The sequence below is a fragment of the Alistipes sp. D31t1_170403_E11 genome, from assembly GCF_015553985.1.
Classification (GTDB): domain Bacteria; phylum Bacteroidota; class Bacteroidia; order Bacteroidales; family Rikenellaceae; genus Alistipes; species Alistipes montrealensis.
In genome coordinates this window covers 179492-198070 of the sequence record NZ_JADNHQ010000002.1, presented here as the reverse complement: position 1 = coordinate 198070, position 18579 = coordinate 179492, and the positions used below count along the sequence as shown (strand labels likewise).

General features: G+C 60.6%; 14 protein-coding genes. 7 read left to right on the top strand and 7 right to left on the bottom strand.

Going from position 1 to position 18579, the window contains the following annotated elements; translation table 11 throughout:
- Positions 1-32 precede the first annotated feature (32 nt).
- From I2E69_RS04245 to I2E69_RS04215, 7 genes are read right to left on the bottom strand one after another with little or no spacing between them, the layout of a single operon-like run.
- Positions 33-1037 (bottom strand): DUF4271 domain-containing protein, encoded by a 1005-nt coding sequence (locus I2E69_RS04245; protein ID WP_195458982.1) that lies wholly within the window; start codon positions 1035-1037, stop codon positions 33-35.
- On the bottom strand, positions 1037-2212 hold the full coding sequence (locus I2E69_RS04240; RefSeq protein ID WP_195458980.1) for a sensor histidine kinase: 1176 nt from the start codon (positions 2210-2212) through the stop codon (positions 1037-1039). Before I2E69_RS04240 ends, I2E69_RS04245 begins: the two co-directional genes overlap by 1 nt.
- Before the next feature lie 4 nt (positions 2213-2216).
- Positions 2217-3878: a S41 family peptidase gene (locus I2E69_RS04235; protein WP_195458978.1), complete on the bottom strand. Its 1662-nt coding sequence runs from the start codon at positions 3876-3878 to the stop codon at positions 2217-2219.
- On the bottom strand, positions 3871-4341 hold the full coding sequence (locus I2E69_RS04230) for a hypothetical protein (RefSeq protein ID WP_195458976.1): 471 nt from the start codon (positions 4339-4341) through the stop codon (positions 3871-3873). Before I2E69_RS04230 ends, I2E69_RS04235 begins: the two co-directional genes overlap by 8 nt.
- Before the next feature lie 32 nt (positions 4342-4373).
- On the bottom strand, positions 4374-5234 hold the full coding sequence (locus I2E69_RS04225) for a 4-hydroxy-3-methylbut-2-enyl diphosphate reductase (RefSeq protein WP_195458975.1): 861 nt from the start codon (positions 5232-5234) through the stop codon (positions 4374-4376).
- Between the two features lie 33 nt (positions 5235-5267).
- A complete protein-coding gene (cmk, locus tag I2E69_RS04220; protein WP_195458974.1) occupies positions 5268-5966 on the bottom strand; it encodes a (d)CMP kinase in 699 nt (232 codons plus the stop codon).
- Entirely contained in the window at positions 5953-6630 is a 678-nt protein-coding gene (locus I2E69_RS04215; protein ID WP_195458973.1) for a LysE family translocator, read from the bottom strand. Before I2E69_RS04215 ends, cmk begins: the two co-directional genes overlap by 14 nt.
- Before the next feature lie 277 nt (positions 6631-6907).
- Here I2E69_RS04215 and I2E69_RS04210 point away from each other — a divergent pair, with 277 nt between their 5' ends.
- The 7 genes from I2E69_RS04210 (at position 6908) to I2E69_RS04180 (ending at position 18560) form a co-directional block, all read left to right on the top strand.
- Positions 6908-7213: a DUF3467 domain-containing protein gene (locus I2E69_RS04210; RefSeq protein WP_015546810.1), complete on the top strand. Its 306-nt coding sequence runs from the start codon at positions 6908-6910 to the stop codon at positions 7211-7213.
- A gap of 128 nt (positions 7214-7341) precedes the next feature.
- The gene (locus tag I2E69_RS04205; RefSeq protein ID WP_195458972.1) at positions 7342-7965 is read left to right on the top strand and encodes an RNA polymerase sigma-70 factor; all 624 of its coding nucleotides are present in this window, start codon (positions 7342-7344) and stop codon (positions 7963-7965) included.
- A 146-nt stretch (positions 7966-8111) separates the two neighbouring features.
- The gene (locus I2E69_RS04200; protein ID WP_195458971.1) at positions 8112-9113 is read left to right on the top strand and encodes a FecR domain-containing protein; all 1002 of its coding nucleotides are present in this window, start codon (positions 8112-8114) and stop codon (positions 9111-9113) included.
- A 46-nt stretch (positions 9114-9159) separates the two neighbouring features.
- Positions 9160-12483 (top strand): SusC/RagA family TonB-linked outer membrane protein, encoded by a 3324-nt coding sequence (locus tag I2E69_RS04195; RefSeq protein WP_229095378.1) that lies wholly within the window; start codon positions 9160-9162, stop codon positions 12481-12483.
- Positions 12484-12507: 24 nt separating this feature from the next.
- Entirely contained in the window at positions 12508-14175 is a 1668-nt protein-coding gene (locus tag I2E69_RS04190; protein WP_229095377.1) for a RagB/SusD family nutrient uptake outer membrane protein, read from the top strand.
- A gap of 12 nt (positions 14176-14187) precedes the next feature.
- Complete coding sequence (locus tag I2E69_RS04185) at positions 14188-16920, top strand: BACON domain-containing protein (protein WP_195458970.1); 2733 nt, start codon at positions 14188-14190, stop codon at positions 16918-16920.
- A gap of 8 nt (positions 16921-16928) precedes the next feature.
- Positions 16929-18560: a hypothetical protein gene (locus I2E69_RS04180; RefSeq protein WP_195458969.1), complete on the top strand. Its 1632-nt coding sequence runs from the start codon at positions 16929-16931 to the stop codon at positions 18558-18560.
- Positions 18561-18579 lie beyond the last annotated feature (19 nt).

Here is an 18579-nt window from a genome sequence, read left to right as displayed (position 1 = left end):
CGGATTGATTAATTAGGTTTGTCTTTGCGGTATCATCTTGTCGCAAGCAGCCATAATAGGCTGATTGGAAAGACTTCCACCGTGCAAAGGTACAAAATCCAATGCAAAATCGAAACTTTTTTGGAAAGAAACAGGTTTAATGTCTCCCTGAGGTAGAGTGCGGCCACGGCAATCAATTCGATTGCCACGACGCAGAACCAGACGCCGCCCGTGCCGCGCGGGCAGAGGGCGAAGAGCAGCAGCGCGGGTGAGGTGACGATGACCGAGAGGGAGAAGTAGGTGCGCTTGAGCAGTACGAGCTGCGAGATGAAGGGCTGCGTGAGGGTTATGGCTCCGGCCAGGCGCACGACGGCTGTCTGATAGACCGCCACTCCCATCCAGGCCAGCGTCGCCAGCAGGCTCAGCAACAATACCGCGCCGTGCGGAATGGCGTTCATCGACTGTCCGGGGATCAGCATGTCGCCGCACTTGACGGCGGCGATCCCCATGAAGAGCATGCCGATCGTTGTCGCGATGTGCAGGAACCGCGAATAGCCGCTGCCGCCCGGATCTTCCGAGAGGCGTTCTCCCGTAGCCGTGTCGCGCGAAATACGGCCCAGCAGCGTGCGTATGTCGCCCAGGTTGCGGTAGAGCAGCATGGCGTAGGTTGCGGCGAGCAGCAGCACGAAACCCTGGAAAACGGCGTTGTCGGTAAGCGACGGCGGCGGTGCGAGCGGAATCCGGGGAGTCTCGACGGTGACGGCCTGTGTGCCGAAAACCGCTGTGGAGGTGGTGTCGCGCCATACGGAAGGACCTGTCGTGCCGGCGGCAAAGGGAAACAGCGCGGCAGCGCTGTCAGCGGGAGTGGCGGCCGCGAGGGTCGAATCTGCCGGTGTGAATCGGGCCGAATCCGCAGCCTCTGCCGGCGCTGTTTCGGTCCCGGTCCGGATGGTCTCCAGTCCGAGGCCGTAACCCGTGCGGACGGTTGTCTCCGGCCTTGCGGCTGCCGAATCCGCCGCAGGCACTGCGATTTGCATATGTGCCAGCGAGTCGGTCATCAGGCGAAATGGCGTTTGAGTGTGATGCGGATGGTGGTTCCCTTGCCGATTTCGGAGTCGATGACGGCGATTTTACCCTGGTGGTACTCTTCGACGATGCGCCGCGAGAGCGACAGTCCGAGGCCCCAGCCACGGGTTTTGGTCGTGAATCCGGGTTCGAAGATACGCTTCCAGTTGCTCTTGGGGATACCCTTGCCGGTATCCTTCACGTCGATCATGACATCCTTGTCGTCCGACGAAATCCGCACGTCGAGCGCTCCGTGGCCCTGCAGGGCGTCGAGCGAGTTCTTCATCAGGTTCTCCACGACCCATTCGAACAGCGCGATGTTGATGTTGGCCTGCACCGGAGCGATGGCCAGTCCGTTGTAATCGAGCGTTACATTGCGGGGGATGCGTTTGCGGAAATACATGACCGATTCGCCCACCACCTCGTTGATGTTCGCCGGGGTGAGGGGTGTTTCGGAGCCGATTTTCGAAAAGCGGTCGACGATTTTCATCAGGTGGGTGAGGTCCTTGTTCATCTCTTCGACGGCGGTCTGGTCCACGTTCTGCGTCCGCAGGTATTCGATCCAGCCCAGCAGCGAAGAGGTCGGGGTTCCCAGCTGGTGCGCGGTCTCCTTGGCCAGTCCGATCCAGACGCGGTTCTGTTCGTCGTGTTTCGACGAGCGGAAAGCGATGAAGCCCAGGGCAATGAAGGCCGTGATGACGAGGATTTGCACGTAGGGGAAGTAATAGAGCGACTTGAGCAGCGCCGACTTGCCGTAGAAGATGATGTGGTAGTGCTGCGACGACCAGAAGAATTTCACGGGAATCGGTGGATTCTCTACCGAGAATTTGTCGATCTGCTTGCGCAGCCGCCCGGGATGGTTGATGATCTTCTCGGGAATGAGGTGCGAATTGATGACCTCCAGGTTCTCGTTGGTGATGATGAACGGGATGTTGTTGCCGTTGGACATGATGTCGGCCACGAACGGGTCCTGGATCGTACCGCCCAGCACGTCGCGCGTCACGCGCTCCATGGCGTGGGCCCACAGGGCCACGTCGTGCTGCTCCTTCTCCCTCAGCCGCTGGGCCATGTTGTTGGTATAGAGCAGCGACACGGCGCCGAGCGTCACCCCGACGACGATCACCACCACCCGGTTGCGGAACGAGAAGAATTCGGTACGGAGTTTCATGGCCTTATTTGCGCTTGGTGTCCTGTTCGCGGGTGATACGGACGTACTCTGCGGGATTGCCGAGCACCTCGACGGCTTTTTTCACCTCCTTGTCGCCCGGCAGCGAGTGCTCGATGACGCCGGCCTGGTAGCCGTGGCGCATGACGATGTCGTTGTTGATCGCCTCGACGACCTGCGTGCGGTAGGTTTCGAGGTTGGTTTGCGTGTCGTCCTTGAGCTCGGCCTCCACCTGTTCGAATTTGTCCTTGAGTTCGGCGAAACGGTCGTCGTCAGCGGCTTTTTTCAGCGCCTTGAGCGCCCGCCGGGTGTCGGATTCGTAGGGAACCTTCTTGTCGCGCATAAACTCCGCAAAGTCGGCGTAATCCTTGTCCGTGATCGAGAAGGTGCGGATGTCAATTTGCCGGCCGGGGTTGCGGCGCGTGTATTCGTCGCCGAAATCTTCGATGAATCCCAGCGCGTAGAGCGTCATGGCGAAGCGCGAAATATACTCGGGGGAGGTTGTGATGTCGGGCATCACGCCGCCGCCGTCGTAGACCTTGCGGCCTGCGCGGGTCGTGAACTCCGAGATCAGCGAGTCGGGCACGGTCCGCACCGAACCCTCCTGCGAATGGGAGTAGTCGATGGCCTGGATGCAGCGGCCCGAGGGGATGTAGTATTTGGCCGTGGTGAGTTTCAGCATGGCGTTGTAACCCAGCGGACGGGTCGACTGCACGAGCCCCTTGCCGAAACTGCGCTGGCCGATCAGTACCGCGCGGTCGAGGTCCTGCAAAGCTCCGGCGACGATTTCGGCCGCCGACGCCGAATTGCTGTTGACCAGCACGGCCAGCGGCAGGTCGGGAAGTATCGGTTCCGAGTCGGTGCGGAAAACCTGCTTCGAATCTTCCGAACGGCCCTTGGTGCTGACTACTTCGGTCCCCTTGGGGACGAACATCCCCAGGATTTTGATTGCCTCCTGCATGATGCCGCCGCCGTTGGAGCGGTAGTCGAGTACGAGGCCTTTGAGTTCATCCTCGGCGCGCAGTTGTTCGATGGCGCGGCGCATCTCCTCGTAGCATCCTTCGGTGAAGTCGCCGTGGCGGATGTAGCCGATGCCGTCGGCAACCCATCCGACGTAGGGAACGCCCGGAATGGCGATCCGTTCGCGGCGGATCACGGCAGTCTGCTGCGTGCCGTCGAGGTGTTCGACGGTCACCCTGACCTTACTGCCCGGCTCGCCCTTGAGGCGTGAAGAGACCTGCTCGGTGGTGAAGCCTTTGGCGTCCTTGCCGTCGATCGAAAGGATCTTGTCGCCGATCTTCAGTCCGGCTTTGTCGGCGGGCGAACCCTGGTAGGGCTGGGCGATGCGGACGTAGTCGTCTTTCTGGCGGATGAGCGATCCGATGCCGCCGTATTTGCCCGTGGTGAGCAGTTCGAAATCCTGCATTCCCTCCTCCGGAATGTACTCCGTGTAGGGGTCGAGGTCGCTGACCATGCCTGCGGCGGCCCCCAGCATCAGTTTATCGGGGTCCACGGGGTCGACGTAGCCCAGCGAGAGCTCGCGCATCATGTTGACGGTGATCTCCATGTTGCGGCCCAGCCCGAAATCGTTACGGGCGGCGAAGGTCAGCAGGCCTGCGGCGGCGATTGCCGCAGCGGCGGAGAGCAGGTAGCGGTATTTTCTAATCATTGCGTGTCATGTGTATATATGAATCGAGCCGGTACTGCACCCGGGCTACGCCCCGGCGGATGCCGTCGAGCACGATCCATTGTCCGTATTGTGAAACTTTTATCTCGTCTTCGCCCAGCAGCAGCAACTTTTGGCCGAAACTGTCGGCGCGGAAGGTCATCACCCCGTCCTTGTCGCTGCGCAGCGAAAAGCCTGCCGAGCGGAATGCGTTGATGATCTGTTCCCGGTTTTCTTCGATGTCACCCTCTACTTTGCGTTCCACGAACCCGAATTTGGGATAGGCGATCGCCAATACCACGATCGCCGAAAACAGCATCAGGTAGCGGTCGGTGTGGAACATGGCGTAGAGCGTGTCGTCGAGCGACAGCGCCGAGGTCCCGGTCATCAGCATCAGCCCCATCAGGACTATACACAGAACGCACAGGGCGAAGAAATATTTTAACGAACGGACGAAGTATTTCATAGCGAAAATTTTTAATTCTTCATTTTTAATTTTTAATTGAGGTGGCCGATTGCATCGGCCACCTCCTGCATCAGCCATTTGGGTGTCGAGGTAGCCCCGCAGATGCCGACTGTCGCGGCCCCGTCGAACCAGGCGGGATCGATCTCCGAGGCTTCTTCGACGATATGCGTGCGCGGATTGGCCCGGCGGCACACCTCCGAAAGTACTTTGCCGTTCGACGATTTCCGCCCGCAAACGAATACCACGACATCGAACCGTCCCGAGAACTCGGTGAGGTGTTGTTCCCGGTTGGAGACCTGCCGGCAGATCGTGTCGTCGATGTGCACCTGTTCCGCATCGGCGGCCCGGCGGCGCATTTCGGCGCCGAGCGTTTCGAATAGTCCGATGCTCTGCGTGGTCTGCGAAAGGAAGTAAACCGGGCGTGAGAAGTCGATCAGCGTCAGGTCCTCCGATCCTTCGATGACGATCGTCGGGTCCGTAACCTGCCCCGTGAGGCCCACCACTTCGGCATGGCCCCTCTTGCCGAGGATCACGACCTGTCCGCCGAGCGGACGCATCCGTTCGTGGGCCTCCTTCACCCGGCGTTGGAGCCGTGCGACCACCGGGCAGGTGGCGTCGATAATCCCGATGTTCATTTCCCGGGCGGCGGCGTAGGTGGTAGGGGGTTCCCCGTGGGCGCGGATGAAGAGCCGGCAGCCTGCCAGGTGCGGCATGTCGGCATGGGTCACGGTCCGCAGGCCCAGTTGTTCGAGGCGCTGGACCTCGATGCGGTTGTGGACGATGTCGCCGAGCGAGTAGACCGTGGAGCCCTCCGCGAGGGCCCGTTCGGCCTCCGTGATTGCGCGGACTACGCCGAAGCAGAAGCCCGATTTATCGTCGATCTCGACTACCATAGCCGTTTGCGGTGCGCCCGGCGGCGCTTTATCTTATTCGTTGATTTTTGCGAATTGCTCCATAAACCACGCCATCTGTTCGTTGACGGTCATGTGGCTGTTGTCGAGTACGATGGCGTCTTCGGCCTGGCGGAGCGGCGATATGGCGCGGCTCATGTCGGCCTTGTCGCGCTCGCGGATGTTGCGCTCGACCTCTTCCATCGTCACCGACATGCCCTTGCCCGTCAGCTCCTTGTAGCGGCGGCATGCGCGAACGGCGGTGTCGGCCGTCATGAACAGTTTCAGTTCGGCGTCGGGGAATACCACCGTGCCGATGTCGCGGCCGTCCATCACCACGCCCCGGCGTTTGCCCATCTCCTGCTGCATGGCGACCAGTTTGCTGCGCACCTCGGGGATGGCGCTCACGCGGCTCACGCAGTTCGAGACCTCGATGGTGCGGATTTTACCTTCGACCAGGTCTCCGTTGACGTAGATGTCGCTCGCCCCGCGTTCGGGGTTGAAGCGGAAGGTGATCGAAATGCGGTCGAGCAGTTTCACGACGGCTTCTTCGTCGACGATGCCCGAGTGGATGGCTCCGTGTTCGAGGGCGTAGAGCGTCACGGCGCGGTACATGGCGCCCGTGTCGATGAAAATATAGCCCAGGCGGGCCGCGATGGCTTTGGCGAAGGTGCTCTTTCCGCACGACGAAAATCCGTCGACGGCGATTATGATCTTATGTTTAGTGTCCGACATTGGGGAATATATCAAAGAAGGTCGATAATATGGTATAAATTCCTAATATTCCGATGATAAGGCCCGCGACATGGTTGATCGTGAGCATGTGCCGCGGTCGGAAACGGCGGCGGAAGAGGTTGATGATGAAAGCCAGCAGGGTCCACCAGGCCACCGAACCGCCGAAGAACCCGGCGATGACGAACAGCGAACGCATGAAACCCCCGAAGGTGTGGTCGGCCACGTCGCCGCCCGAAATCTTGAACACCGCGAAGAAGGCCAGGATGTAGGGGATAACCATGATGAAGTTGGCGATCGTAAGCCCGAAAATCGAAGCGAAGTCCTGCCACAGCGAGGTTTTGCCCGCGCGGTTGCGGCGAATCTGCGGCACGGGGTTCTGGGCGAAGATGAAAACCCCGACGATCACGACGAAGATTCCGCCGATCACCCGCAGCAGGGTGTTGTACTGCTCGATCTGGGTCTGGAGCATCGAGTAGAAGAACAGCGCGGCCATGGCCATGAACGTGTCGGCGCAGGCGACGCCGATGCCTGAGACGATGCCCGAACGGCGGCTTTTCGACAGCGTACGCTGAATACAAAGCACCGCCACGGGGCCCACCGTGATCGAAGCGGCTATGCCGACGCAGATGCCGCGGAACAGGGTTTCGACGATTTCAAATGCCATTTTCTCGGTTTGCGGAGTTTTTCTGACGGCTGAGACGGTCCATGCCGGGCCATAACCGGGTTTTTCCGGATTTGCCGAGGCGCCGCCGGTCCAAGCCGCGGTTTAACTTCGGCAAAGATACGAAAAAGCCCGGACATCCGCCTATGAAAAGGCAAAAAAAGGGCGCGGAGGGTTGTCCTTTGAGGCGGATATGTTGATAAAATATCGAAAACTTTGGCCCCATGCTTGTATAATATTAATTGAAAATGAATAAATTTGCAAGAAATAGCACTCCACAATGGCAGAGATGAAACAATTCGGCATCGACCTCGAACTGGACGACGCCGTGGCCCAGGGCCACTATTCGAACCTGGCGATCATATCGCACTCCACTTCGGAGTTCATCATCGACTTTGCGACGGTGCTGCCCGGTGTGCAGAAGGCGCGAGTCAAAAGCCGCATCATCCTCACTCCCGAGCATGCCAAACGGCTGCTGCGCTCGTTGCAGGAGAATATCGTGCGTTACGAGAGCAACGTGGGCAAGATCGAAATTCCGTCGCCCCAGCCTACGCCCGACGCGGGTCCCAAGATGGGACAGGCCTAAAATTCCAAGGCGCTGCATAGCAGCGCCTTTTTTGTGCCGGGTGTGCCGTGTCACGTTTTTGTCACGGCTGAAAAGTTTTGCGGCATGGAAAAAAATGCTATTTTTGTGGCAAAAGCCCAAAATCTGCTATGTCCACACCCTCGCCGTCCGACCAACGGTTATTCGAAGGCATCAAATTCGGCAACGAAGCCGACTTCGAGTGCTTTTTCCGGCGTTATTATCCCCGATTGGTGAACTATGCCGCCCGGTTTGTCGCCGGACGCGAGACTGCGCGCGACCTGGTGCAGGACAGTTTTGCGGGCCTGTGGGAGCGGCGGCGTGAACTGCGCGAACTGGACCTGGCGTCGCTGTTGTTCACGATGGTGCGCAACCGCTGTCTCAATTATCTGAAACACAACGGCGTCGTAGCGCGCCACGAACTGGAGTATACGGCCCGTATGCGGGGTGAGGAGCGTATTTACAGCTACGATTTCCTGAGCGACGCCGAGCAGCCGTGTCTCTACGAGGAGTTGCAGCGCGAGGTGCAGAAGGCGGTCGACGCACTGCCCGACCGCTGCCGCGAGGTTTTCCGCATGAGCCGCTTCGAAGGGCTGAAAAACCGGGAAATAGCCGCCCGGCTGGGTATCTCCGAGACGGCCGTCGAGAAGCACCTCTCCCGCGCCGTCGGCCGGCTGGGCGAACACCTGCGGCGGAGCTGCTCGTTTGAACTCTCCGTGGCGGTGCTCTCCTGCCTGCTGGCCAATTACCTGTAATCCGATAGACGATATTAACTGTACGACGGCGGAGATTTTCCTCTCCGCTGTTGCCGTTTTCTTTCTTTTTGCGACTTTTTTGAATTTTTTATGGTTGCGAAGGTTGGGGAAAAGCAAATTAGGTTGTTTTAAAATATGTAACGGAAATGGAAGAGATGAAATTCGATCAGGAAGAGATGCGGCATTTGGCCGGACGTTATTTTGCGGGAGAGATCACCGCCGAGGAGGAGCGCGAACTGTTCCGCTTCGTCACCTCCGATGCCGGGTGTCGCCGGCAGTTCGCCGCGTGGCGGCTCGAATGGGAGTCGGCCCCGGTGTCGGACGCCTTCACCGACAGCGACTGGCGTCGCCTGCGGTCGCGTATCCGTTTGCAGGGCCCCGGGCGGAATCCCCGTCTCGGGCGGGTCGCTGCTTGGTGGCGTGTAGCGGCGGCCGCGGCGGTCGTGTGTGCGACTTTCTTCGGGGCGCGGCTCTACGACCGCCTGCTGCTGGCACATGCCACGGAGTGTTACACCGTGACTACAAAATGCGGCGACCGCAGTACGGTCTGCCTGCCCGACGGGACGCAGGTACGGCTCAACGGGTCGTCGACGCTGACCTACCCGGCCAATTTTAACGCCACGAACCGCTCCGTAGAGCTTTCGGGCGCTGCCTTTTTCGACGTTTCGCCCGACGACAAGCACCGCTTCGAGGTGAAGGTCGGAAATTGCTCGGTGGTGGTCAAGGGTACGAAATTCGACGTGGCGGCCTATCCCGACGACTCGCTGATCACGACCACGCTGCTCGAAGGCGCCGTGGATTTCGCCGCCCCGCGCGGCGAGACCGTGCTTCGTCCGGGCGAATCGCTCACCTACGATCGTTTCGCCGAGACCACGACGATCACGCACGTCAACACGGCGCAGTACCTGGCCTGGATCGAGGGCCGTATCGAGTTCATCGACGTGACGATCGTGCAGCTTTGCGAGAGCCTGAGCAGCCTTTACGGCGTCGAGATCGTGCTCGACGACCGCCTGCGCGCCGACGGAACCTTCATCACCATCCGCCTGAGCAACCAGGAATCGCTCGACAGCGTGCTGAAGGCCCTCGACCTGATCGTTCCGGTCTCGGTCCACCGCCAAGGCCCTTCGGTCCGCCTCTCGGCCAAGTGACGTCCGAATCCCGAAACTACTTTAAAACAACCAATACCTTAAGCAAATGAATCAATTTTCCAATCTGAAACGGGTGCTTCTGCCGTGTCTGTTCGTGCTGCTGACGCTCCCGGCGTGGGGGCAGATGCAGCCCGTCACGAAGAATTTCCGGAAAACACCCCTCAAGAACGTCCTCAAGGAGGTGGAGGCGCAGACCGGGTTGTCGATCATGTACGACACCCGGGAACTGAACCTCGAACGTCCGGTCACGGCCTCGTTCGACCGTACGCCCGTGTCGCAGGTGTTGCGCGAAGTGCTCGACCGCAGCGTCCAGTACTCGATCAAGGACAAGATGATCGTGATTTACAAGGCTTCGGCGACTTCCTCTTCCGCGGCGGAGAAAGGCAGGGTCCTGACCGGTACGGTTCTGGACGAGACGGGCGCCCCGATGATCGGCGCTGCTGTCACCACACCCGACGGGCGCCGCGGAACGGTCACCGACAGCAACGGCCGCTACTCGCTGACGCTCGGCGCATCGGACGCCCTGATTTCGGTCTCCTACCTGGGTTACGTCACCCAGCAGATCGTCGTAGGCGACCGCACGCAGGTTGATGTCAACCTGGTTCCCGACGCCAAAAACACCATCAACGAGGTGGTGGTCATCGGCTACGGCTCGGTGAAGAAATCCGACCTGACGGGTTCGGTCTCCAACGTGAAGATGTCCGACATCCGCGACGTGCCCAACACCTCGGTCGACCAGGCCCTGCAAGGTCGTATCGCCGGCGTTGATATCATGTCGACCTCGGGTGCGCCCGGGGCCACGACCTCGATCCGCGTGCGCGGTACGCGTTCGATTTCGGCCTCGAACGAACCGCTGATCGTTGTCGACGGCGTGATCGACGCCGTGAGCGACCTGAACGACATCAACTCGGCCGACATCGAGCAGATTTCGGTACTCAAGGATGCCTCGTCGACGGCCATCTACGGTTCGCGCGGCGCCAACGGCGTGATTATCGTCACCACGCGGCAGGGCGTCACGTCGAAGCCGTCGATTACGGCCAAAGCCGAATTCGGCGTCTCGAAACTCGCCCGCGACCTCGACCTGATGAATGCGCAGGAGTTCATTCGTTACCAGAACGACCGCTATTATTTCACTTCGCGCGATCCGCAGCGCCCGCCGCGTTTCGACCCCTCGGAGTACGGACGCGGAACCGACTGGATCGACGAAATCACCCGCACGGCCATCTATCAGAACTACAACCTTTCGGTCAGCGGCCGGGGCCAGAAGTCGAGCTACTTCGCGGCCTTGGGCGGCAACGACACCCAGGGTATCGTCGACGGCAGCGGATTCCGCCGCATTACGGCCCGCCTGAATCTCTCGTACGATTTCGCCAAGTGGCTGACCGTCGGGTTCAAGGGCAGCTACACCTTCCGCGACGAGAGTCCCAACCGGGCGACCATCGGCGGTGCGAACATCTGGGACGGCGCCGTTTATCTGGCCCCGACGATGGGTCCCAACGACTACATCAACCCCCTTTACGAGAACGGTGTGCGCATCAACACGCCGCGCGCCAAGATCGACTGCAACGAGAACGAGAGCGAGCGCATGACCAACACCGACGTGCTGGAATTCACGATTAAACCCGCGCGCGGGCTGATTATCAAGAGTCAGAACTCCTACATGGTCTATCAGCGTCACGACTACCAGTTCTGGCCCAGCTACCTCCCGAAGAACACCGAGGGCGAAGGCGCCGACGCCTACCGCTATGAAGGCGACGCACGCCGCCTGACCTCGGAAAATACGATCTCCTATTCGAAAAAATTCGCCTCGGGGCACTATTTCGATGCGATGGCGGGTTTCTCGGCCACGCACGAAACGGCCAACTTCTTCTCGCTGAAGGCCGAAGGTCTTCTGACCGACGACCTGAAATGGAACAACATGAACGGCATCGGCAGCAAGGAGAATTACAGCGCTTCGACCAGTTCGAACAAAGTCGTGCGCGAATCGGTGCTCATGCGCCTGAACTACAACTACAAGAGCCGCTATTATTTCACCTTCACGGGCCGTTACGACGGATCGTCGAACTTCGCTGAGAACAACAAATGGGGCTTCTTCCCCTCGGCGGCCGTCAAATGGAACGCCAAGAACGAGAATTTCCTCAAACAGGTGCGCTGGCTCGACGAACTGTCGCTGCGCCTGAGCGCCGGGCGCACGGGTAACGACGCCATCGCGACCTACCGTTCGCTCGAAGCCTACGGGACCTCCACGAACGGTTACCTGTTCGGCGGCAAGCAGTCGGCTTCGTCCTTCCCGACGCGCGTGGCGAACCCCGACCTGACGTGGGAGAAAACCACGCTCTACAACGCCGGACTCGACTTTTCGGCCTTCGATGGCCGCCTGACCCTGACTGTCGACGGCTACTATTCGACCACCCGCGACCTGCTGCTCTCGTTGCAGACGATCCACACCACGGGCTATACGAGCCGCTTTACGAACCTGGGCAAAACGTCGAACCGCGGCGTCGAAGTTTCGATCGAGAGCCGCAACATCGTGAAGCCGAAATTCGGCTGGACGACGAGTTTCACCCTTTCGCACAACAAGCAGATGGTCGACGACATCGGCCACGAAGAGTATGTGTCGTGCCTCGAAAGCGGCGGCAACACCAACTACATGATGTACGGTTACAAGACGGGTTATCCGCTCAATTCGCTCTGGGGATTCCAGTATGGCGGAGTCTGGAAGACGACCGGCGAGTTCGAGCGCAACCGATTCACCAAGAGCTATATATCGTCTTCGACGGGCAGCGACGCCCAGTTGATGCTGGGTTATCCCAAATACGTCGATCAGAACCGCGACGGCATTCTTTCGGAAGAGGACCTGATCTACCTGGGCAACTCCGACCCCGTGCTTTACGGCGGTTTGCAGAACACCTTCACGATCGGGGGCCTGAACATCGGATTCTACTTCTCCTATTCGCTGGGCGGCAAGATTTACAACTACTCCGAACTGGCGATGGCCGGCGGTTATGCCACCAACCAGTACCGCTACATGCTCGACGCGTGGCATCCCGTGCGCAACCCGGATTCCGACCTGCCCCGTGCGGGAACCGACGACCGGCTGGTTCCCAGTTCGCTGCAGGTGCACGACGCATCGTACCTGCGCCTGAAGAACGCCACTGTTTCCTATACGTTCGACCTGAGGAAGAAAACCCGCCTGCTGCGCGACATCACGCTGGCCGTCACGGGCGAGAACCTCTGGCTCTGGACCAACTACAACGGTTTCGACCCCGACGTTTCGAGCGAGGGAACCAGCTCGACCCTGCGCCGCGTCGACATGGGCGCCTATCCCCGTTCGCGGATGTTCGTGTTCAGCATCCAGCTGCGTTATTAATCCACCTGACAATTACCGAAGCAGATGAAAAACTTCAACCATTCCATATTGGCCCTTTTCGCGGCGGGACTGCTCGCATCCTGTTCCCTGGCGGAGGAGCCGACCTCGTTCGTCAACCGCAAATCGTTCTATCAGAACGAGTCGCAGTGCATTGCGGCGCTCAATTCGTGCTACATGCCCGTCAATTCGATCTATACGGCCAACTTCATGCTCGTTACCGAAGCTTGCACCGACATCTGGTATTCGTCCTCGACGACCGTCGACGCCTGCCTCGACGTGACCCCGGCCAAACCGCAGTACGGCAAGACCGTCTGGACGCAGGGCTATAAGGGCGTGATGTACTGCAACGAATGCGTCGAGTGTATCTCGACGGCCGACCTGCCCGACGGGGTGAAGATGCCCCTTGCGGCCGAAGCCCGCGTGATGCGCGCTCTCTACTACTACATCCTGACCTGCATGTTCGGCGACGTGCCGTTCTATACCTCGATGGTCGACACCGACCAGCGGCTGGCCGAAATCCGCCGCCTGCCCCGTACCCCGGCCCATGAAATCCGCCAGGAACTGTACGACGACCTGGAGCAGAACGCCCTGCCGTGGTTCACGGCCGAGAACGGCCGCAAGTGCCGCGCCTCGGAGGCTGTCGACAACCGTTCGGGTTATGCGCTGGCGTTGATGCTGATGGCCAAGTTCGCCCTCTGGAACGAGGACTGGAACGGGGCGCTGGTTCCCCTGCAGGCTATCGAGGAGCTGTACGGCGACTTCAACGAAGGCAACTACCCGCTGGCCGAGACCCAGTGGCGTTACAAGAACCCTGCGGAGACCATCTTCGAGATCCAGCATGCATGGTCGCTCACCGGAACGCAGTACAACGGCAACGTCGCCGCGATCATGATGCCCACGCACAACGGCGACGGTGTGTTCGACGGCGTGCCTCTGAAGGGCTACGGGACGACGATGCCCGGCTGGTCGTCGCTCAGAGCCTGCAACCGCTATGCGATTTTCCGCCCTGCGACGGGCAACACGCAGACCGAGAATGCGACCTATATCGACGCGTTGTTCAATCCCCTGCCCCTGACCTACGACACGTACGACGCTTCGCTGAACCGTTATACGGTGAAGATCGACATGGCGGCGCTGGCCGCCGGGGAGATCCGCGGTCAGAAGATCGACCGCCGTGTGAAATACTTCCTCGGCCTGGGCGACCTGGAGACGGGAGCCACCTTCAAGATCACCGGCACGTACGGCGTGCCCTGGCCGGGACCGAAGTTCTGGTGTCCGGACATCGAGCAGAACTACGATTCGAACAACTACCGCATTTTCCGTTATGCCGACGCTGTCCTGATGATGGCCGAGTGCTACTGCAACCTGGAGAACGCCGACGAAGCGATGCGCTACCTGAACATGGTCCGCGAACGGGCGGGCGTCGATCCCGTCACCAACTTTACGGGCTTCGAGGACCTTACGCTGGCCATCCGCTGCGAGCGCGCCCGCGAACTGGGCGGCGAGTTCCAGCGCAAATTCGACCTGGTGCGCTGGGGCATCTGGTACGATCAGACCTATGCCTACACCAACAACTCGACGCTCAAGGGCAAGATGCGCCCCTGCCACCGTTACTATCCCATTCCCGATGCGCAGTGCGCCCTTTCGGGGTATGTGCTGACCAACGACGAGTACCTTGCCGACGGATTATAAAAACCAGAACCGATGAAACGAATCAACAACCTGATACTGGCGCTCGCGGGACTCTTCGCGGTTGCGTGCGCCGACACTTTCGAGGAGCGTTACGACCTGAGCGTCAATACGGACAAATATTCGGTCGACGCCACGGCCGCCCGGCTCCCCATCACGGTCTACTGCTCGGGTGCGTGGACCGCACAGCTCGCCGCCGAATCGGTATGGGCGACGCTCAGCCGCACCTCGGGCAGCGGCATTACGACCATTCATCTCGACTGCGCCGACAACTCCGGGCTGGCCCGTTCGGTCGGGGTAGTGCTGCGCGGTTCGGGGCTCGAAAAGTCCATTACCGTGGTTCAGAAGGCGGGAATCACCACTCCCGAACTGATTTTCCTGGCGAAAGACCTGGCCTTTGCCAACGGCGCCTATAAAGGTACGACGGCCTTCGAGACCAACCTGCCCGACGAACTGCTCCGCGAGGTCGTGCCGGCCGTGACCTACGCATCGGAGGGCGATGCGTGGATTTCGGACATCGCGTATCATGCCGACGATACGGAAGCGGGCGAGACGGAGATACCGCTGGCCCGCCGGGGACTGATCACCTTCTCCACGGCCGCCAATGCCACGGGGGAACCCCGCACGGCGACGGTCGATTTCTCGGTCGAGGATGCCAACGGCAATGTTTTCGGCGACAGTTTCACCGTGACGCAGAGTGCCGACGAGGGCCGCATCACGCTCTCCGACGACGTGGTTCCCATCGAGGGCGGCAAGCGTACGGTGGCCTTCTCGACCAACCTCGGGGCGCTGCTCGGCGAAATGAAGACCGAGGTGACGTATGCCGATCCCGCTGCGGCCGGGTTTATCTCGAACGTCGAACTCGGCGCAGAATCTCTGGCTTACGATATTTCGGAGAATACCGGCGTGGAGAAACGCTACGCCACGATCACGGTCTCCTACACCGACCTTGCGGGCAACGTGATTTCGGCCTCTTCGGCCATTACCCAGCGTGTGACGGCCCAGCCGCGCGAAATCCCGTTCGCCGACCTGCGTGCGCTCTTCACCGCCGAGGACAAACCCTACGCCAGCGACGAGGACCACATCGACTACCTGCTGTGCCGTGTCATCGGCGACGCCGGGAACCCGAACATGGACCAGAATGTCAATACCGGCCCTAACAGCATTACGACCGACGAAAACGACCGTACGAACTACGTGCAGAGCCTCGACGGTATGTATGGTTTCCGCCTGAAGTTCGCCTCCGCGGCGGACAACGCCTGCCTGCGGGGCGAGCAGGTGAAAATCCTGCTCGACGGTGTGATCCTTTCGCGCGAAAGCGATCCGATGCGCTACACGCTGCGCGGCGTGAAGGCTGAAAACGTCGAAAAGGTGGCCGGGGGCGCAGCCCTGGAACCCAAGGCGCGGACCATCTCGACGCTTACCGACGACGATCTCTATACCTATTGTACGCTTTCGGGGCTGGAGTTCTCCGTGAAAGAGGGTGCTTACGCCAATGTCCGCGAGTACGACGCGATCCTGAATCCCTATAACGAAGGGATCACCTTTGCCAGCGGCACGCAGGCCCAGCGGGCCAAAGACGGTGCGGCCAACCTGCTCTACGACGGATCGAACGACGCGATTTATATGCTTGTGAACATGAACTGCGCATGGCGCCGCACGGGACAGAGCGTCCCGCAGGGCGTCGGATCGGTCAGCGGCATCGTGGTTCACACGCCGATGGAGCGCTGGGGCGGCAATGTGGGCCGTTACTCGATCCGGCCCTTCGACGAGGCGGACATCGACGTTGCGCGTGCCGAGGCTTCGTCCTATGCGAAACTCGTCGAGTGGCGGCTGGACAAGGGAGTGGTTTCGGTCGGGGCCTATGTATGGAACGACGGCAGCGGCTACACCGTCGGCAACGCCACGAATTCGGCTGCGCAGCTCGTCCAGAACCGGATGCACGCCACGACCGACAACACGGACGGCAGTGCGCGGCTTTACAGCGAGAACCGGATGCTCAACCAGACTGTCGCTAACGATCGTTCATATCCTGTTGCTATCGTCCACGGTTACCGCGGACTGAGCGCCTCGAACTACGTGGCGGGCGACGGCACGACGATGGGCATGTCGAAATACACGATGCTGGCCTTCTGCGGCAATGTCGCCGGCTGGTACGACTGGAACGGCAATACGTGGACGGGCAAGACCAACGGCATCGTGATGGAGTTCCCGACATCGGGCGTCGGCGGTTCCGCCGCTGCGGTCAGCTTCTCGATCGCCGCAGGCAAGCACAGCACCAACGAAGCCGCCTGCTCGTGGACCAATGCCAGTTCGTATCCCGTCTACTGGAAGGTGGAATACGCCACCTCGACCGATAACGGTGCGACGTGGAGCGACTGGACCGAGGCTGTCAATGCCGCCACGGGCGTGCGCGGTTTCGAGATGCGCTCGCTGCCGTGGTGCATCAACAACAGTGCGACGCGCACTTCGATCTTCGACACGGCCAACCAGTCGGGTGTCTACACCCAGTCCGACTTCGGCTTCGGCCTGGTTCCCTACCGCTTCGTGCTGCCCGCCGATGTGCTCGGCAAATCGAAGGTCCGGGTGCGCATCAGCCCTTCGTCCGACATCATCGCGACGTGGAACGCCGGGCTGGGCAACTACGGCCTGGGCCAGACCTACCGCAACGTACGCGTAACGCGGACCTATCCGTTCGCTATCGCCAATGCGGTCTATGTGGAAGACCTTTCGATCCAGTACAAATAAGCTGAATTATGAAACACCTGTTGAAATACCTGCTCGCCGTCGCGGCTGTCCCCCTGTGGGGGCAGGCCGCGGCCGCCGGGCCGTTCGACGCGCTCCGCGCGCTGTGCGAACCGGGAAAGTCGGTCCTCCTGACCGCCCCGGCGGTGGTCGAAGGCGTCGTTGTCAGCGACTACCGCAGCCCCAACATGGAGTTGAACCCCAACCTGAACTACTACTCCGTCGACTTGGAAGAGAACGACCGCACGGCTTATGTCCAGGCCGCAGACGGCAGTTGCGGCATCCGCCTGCATTTCGACGAGGCGAGTGAAAACCGCCTTGCACGCTACGACCGCGTACGCCTCGATCTCGCCGGCTGCCGTCTCACGCGCACCGCTTCGCCCGACTGCATGACGCTGACGGGCGTGCAGGCGCTCAACGTCGTCTCGGTGACACCCGGCACGCCCGCCGACGTTCCCGCGAAGGAGCGGACCGTCGCGACGCTTACGGACGGCGACCTCTATACCTTCGTGACGCTGCGCGACGCCGAATTTGTCTTCAAGGAGGGTTCCTATACCAACATCTGGGAACCTTACGCCCAGTTCTGCGGTGCGCTCCACCACTATAAGTACGACATCAACAACCGCATGGACGGTTGGGCGTCGCTCGTGCGCGACTCGGAAGGCGGCGCGATCTATATGCTCGTCAATACGCTCTGTGCGTGGCGGCGCACGGGCAATCCCCTGCCGCAGGGCACGGGGCCGCTTTCGGGCATCGTGGTCCATACGCCGATGCGCCGTTACGGCGGCGACATGGGCCGCTATTCGATCCGCCCGCTCGACGAGGGCGACATCGCTGTCAGCCGCAAACGCAACTCCCCGTGGAAACGCCTCACGGGGTGGGTTCTCGACGGTTCGGCAGGCGCATCGCTCGAATTCGAACTGCTCGGCTACCAGAACCTCGGGACCGAGGGGCGCAAGGGCGACCGGGTGTTGAGCGACGCCGGCGCTTCGCGCGGATACCTCTGGACCGACTGCGGCGCTTTCGTACACGTCGAAGCCGACTACAACGCCACCGGAACACAGAACCGGGGATGGATCGGCAACGGGGCGGTCGTCTTCAAGGCCCCGACCCCCGATTGGTACAAATGGGACAATATGGGCCGCATGGCCGGGTCGAATGCCTTCTACATTGCATTTCCGACCAAAAAAGCCCGCGGCACGGAGTTGCAGCTCGCTTTCGAATGGGGAGCTGGCAACCAGGACGGCAATTTCTCGTGGAATTTCCCACTGGAGTGGAAAGCCGAATATTCGGTCGACGGCGGTGAATTCCAACCCTTGAAGGATGCCGCTACGGGACAGGAAACCGTCGTGCTGCGCGCACTGCCCTGGTGGGACAAGGTGATCGACGGGTCGGGCCATGCCGACCGCCTGCGCACGCCCTACGATTGCGGTATGGGCCTTCAGCAGCGGGTTTTCCGGCTGCCGCCTTCGGCGTTGGGCCGCGATGAAGTCGTCGTGCGCCTTTCGCCCGCCTCGGGCCTGCTCTCGCAGATTCGCGGCAACCCCTCCGCCGACGTGCTGATCCCGACCTCGGTGGTTCGCAAGAACTGCAAGCAGACGACCGTCATCCGTTTCGGGACGATCTCGGTCGATTACAAATAACACCAAAACTGAACCTGAA

Excerpts from the sequence above, each read along its gene's own strand:
- I2E69_RS04245 (WP_195458982.1), bottom strand. The coding sequence starts at position 1,037 with ATGACCGACTCGCTGGCACATATGCAAATCGCAGTGCCTGCGGCGGAT.
- I2E69_RS04240 (WP_195458980.1), bottom strand. The coding sequence starts at position 2,212 with ATGAAACTCCGTACCGAATTCTTCTCGTTCCGCAACCGGGTGGTGGTG.
- I2E69_RS04235 (WP_195458978.1), bottom strand. The coding sequence starts at position 3,878 with ATGATTAGAAAATACCGCTACCTGCTCTCCGCCGCTGCGGCAATCGCC.
- I2E69_RS04230 (WP_195458976.1), bottom strand. The coding sequence starts at position 4,341 with ATGAAATACTTCGTCCGTTCGTTAAAATATTTCTTCGCCCTGTGCGTT.
- I2E69_RS04225 (WP_195458975.1), bottom strand. The coding sequence starts at position 5,234 with ATGGTAGTCGAGATCGACGATAAATCGGGCTTCTGCTTCGGCGTAGTC.
- cmk (WP_195458974.1), bottom strand. The coding sequence starts at position 5,966 with ATGTCGGACACTAAACATAAGATCATAATCGCCGTCGACGGATTTTCG.
- I2E69_RS04215 (WP_195458973.1), bottom strand. The coding sequence starts at position 6,630 with ATGGCATTTGAAATCGTCGAAACCCTGTTCCGCGGCATCTGCGTCGGC.
- I2E69_RS04210 (WP_015546810.1), top strand. The coding sequence starts at position 6,908 with ATGGCAGAGATGAAACAATTCGGCATCGACCTCGAACTGGACGACGCC.
- I2E69_RS04205 (WP_195458972.1), top strand. The coding sequence starts at position 7,342 with ATGTCCACACCCTCGCCGTCCGACCAACGGTTATTCGAAGGCATCAAA.
- I2E69_RS04200 (WP_195458971.1), top strand. The coding sequence starts at position 8,112 with ATGGAAGAGATGAAATTCGATCAGGAAGAGATGCGGCATTTGGCCGGA.
- I2E69_RS04195 (WP_229095378.1), top strand. The coding sequence starts at position 9,160 with ATGAATCAATTTTCCAATCTGAAACGGGTGCTTCTGCCGTGTCTGTTC.
- I2E69_RS04190 (WP_229095377.1), top strand. The coding sequence starts at position 12,508 with ATGAAAAACTTCAACCATTCCATATTGGCCCTTTTCGCGGCGGGACTG.
- I2E69_RS04185 (WP_195458970.1), top strand. The coding sequence starts at position 14,188 with ATGAAACGAATCAACAACCTGATACTGGCGCTCGCGGGACTCTTCGCG.
- I2E69_RS04180 (WP_195458969.1), top strand. The coding sequence starts at position 16,929 with ATGAAACACCTGTTGAAATACCTGCTCGCCGTCGCGGCTGTCCCCCTG.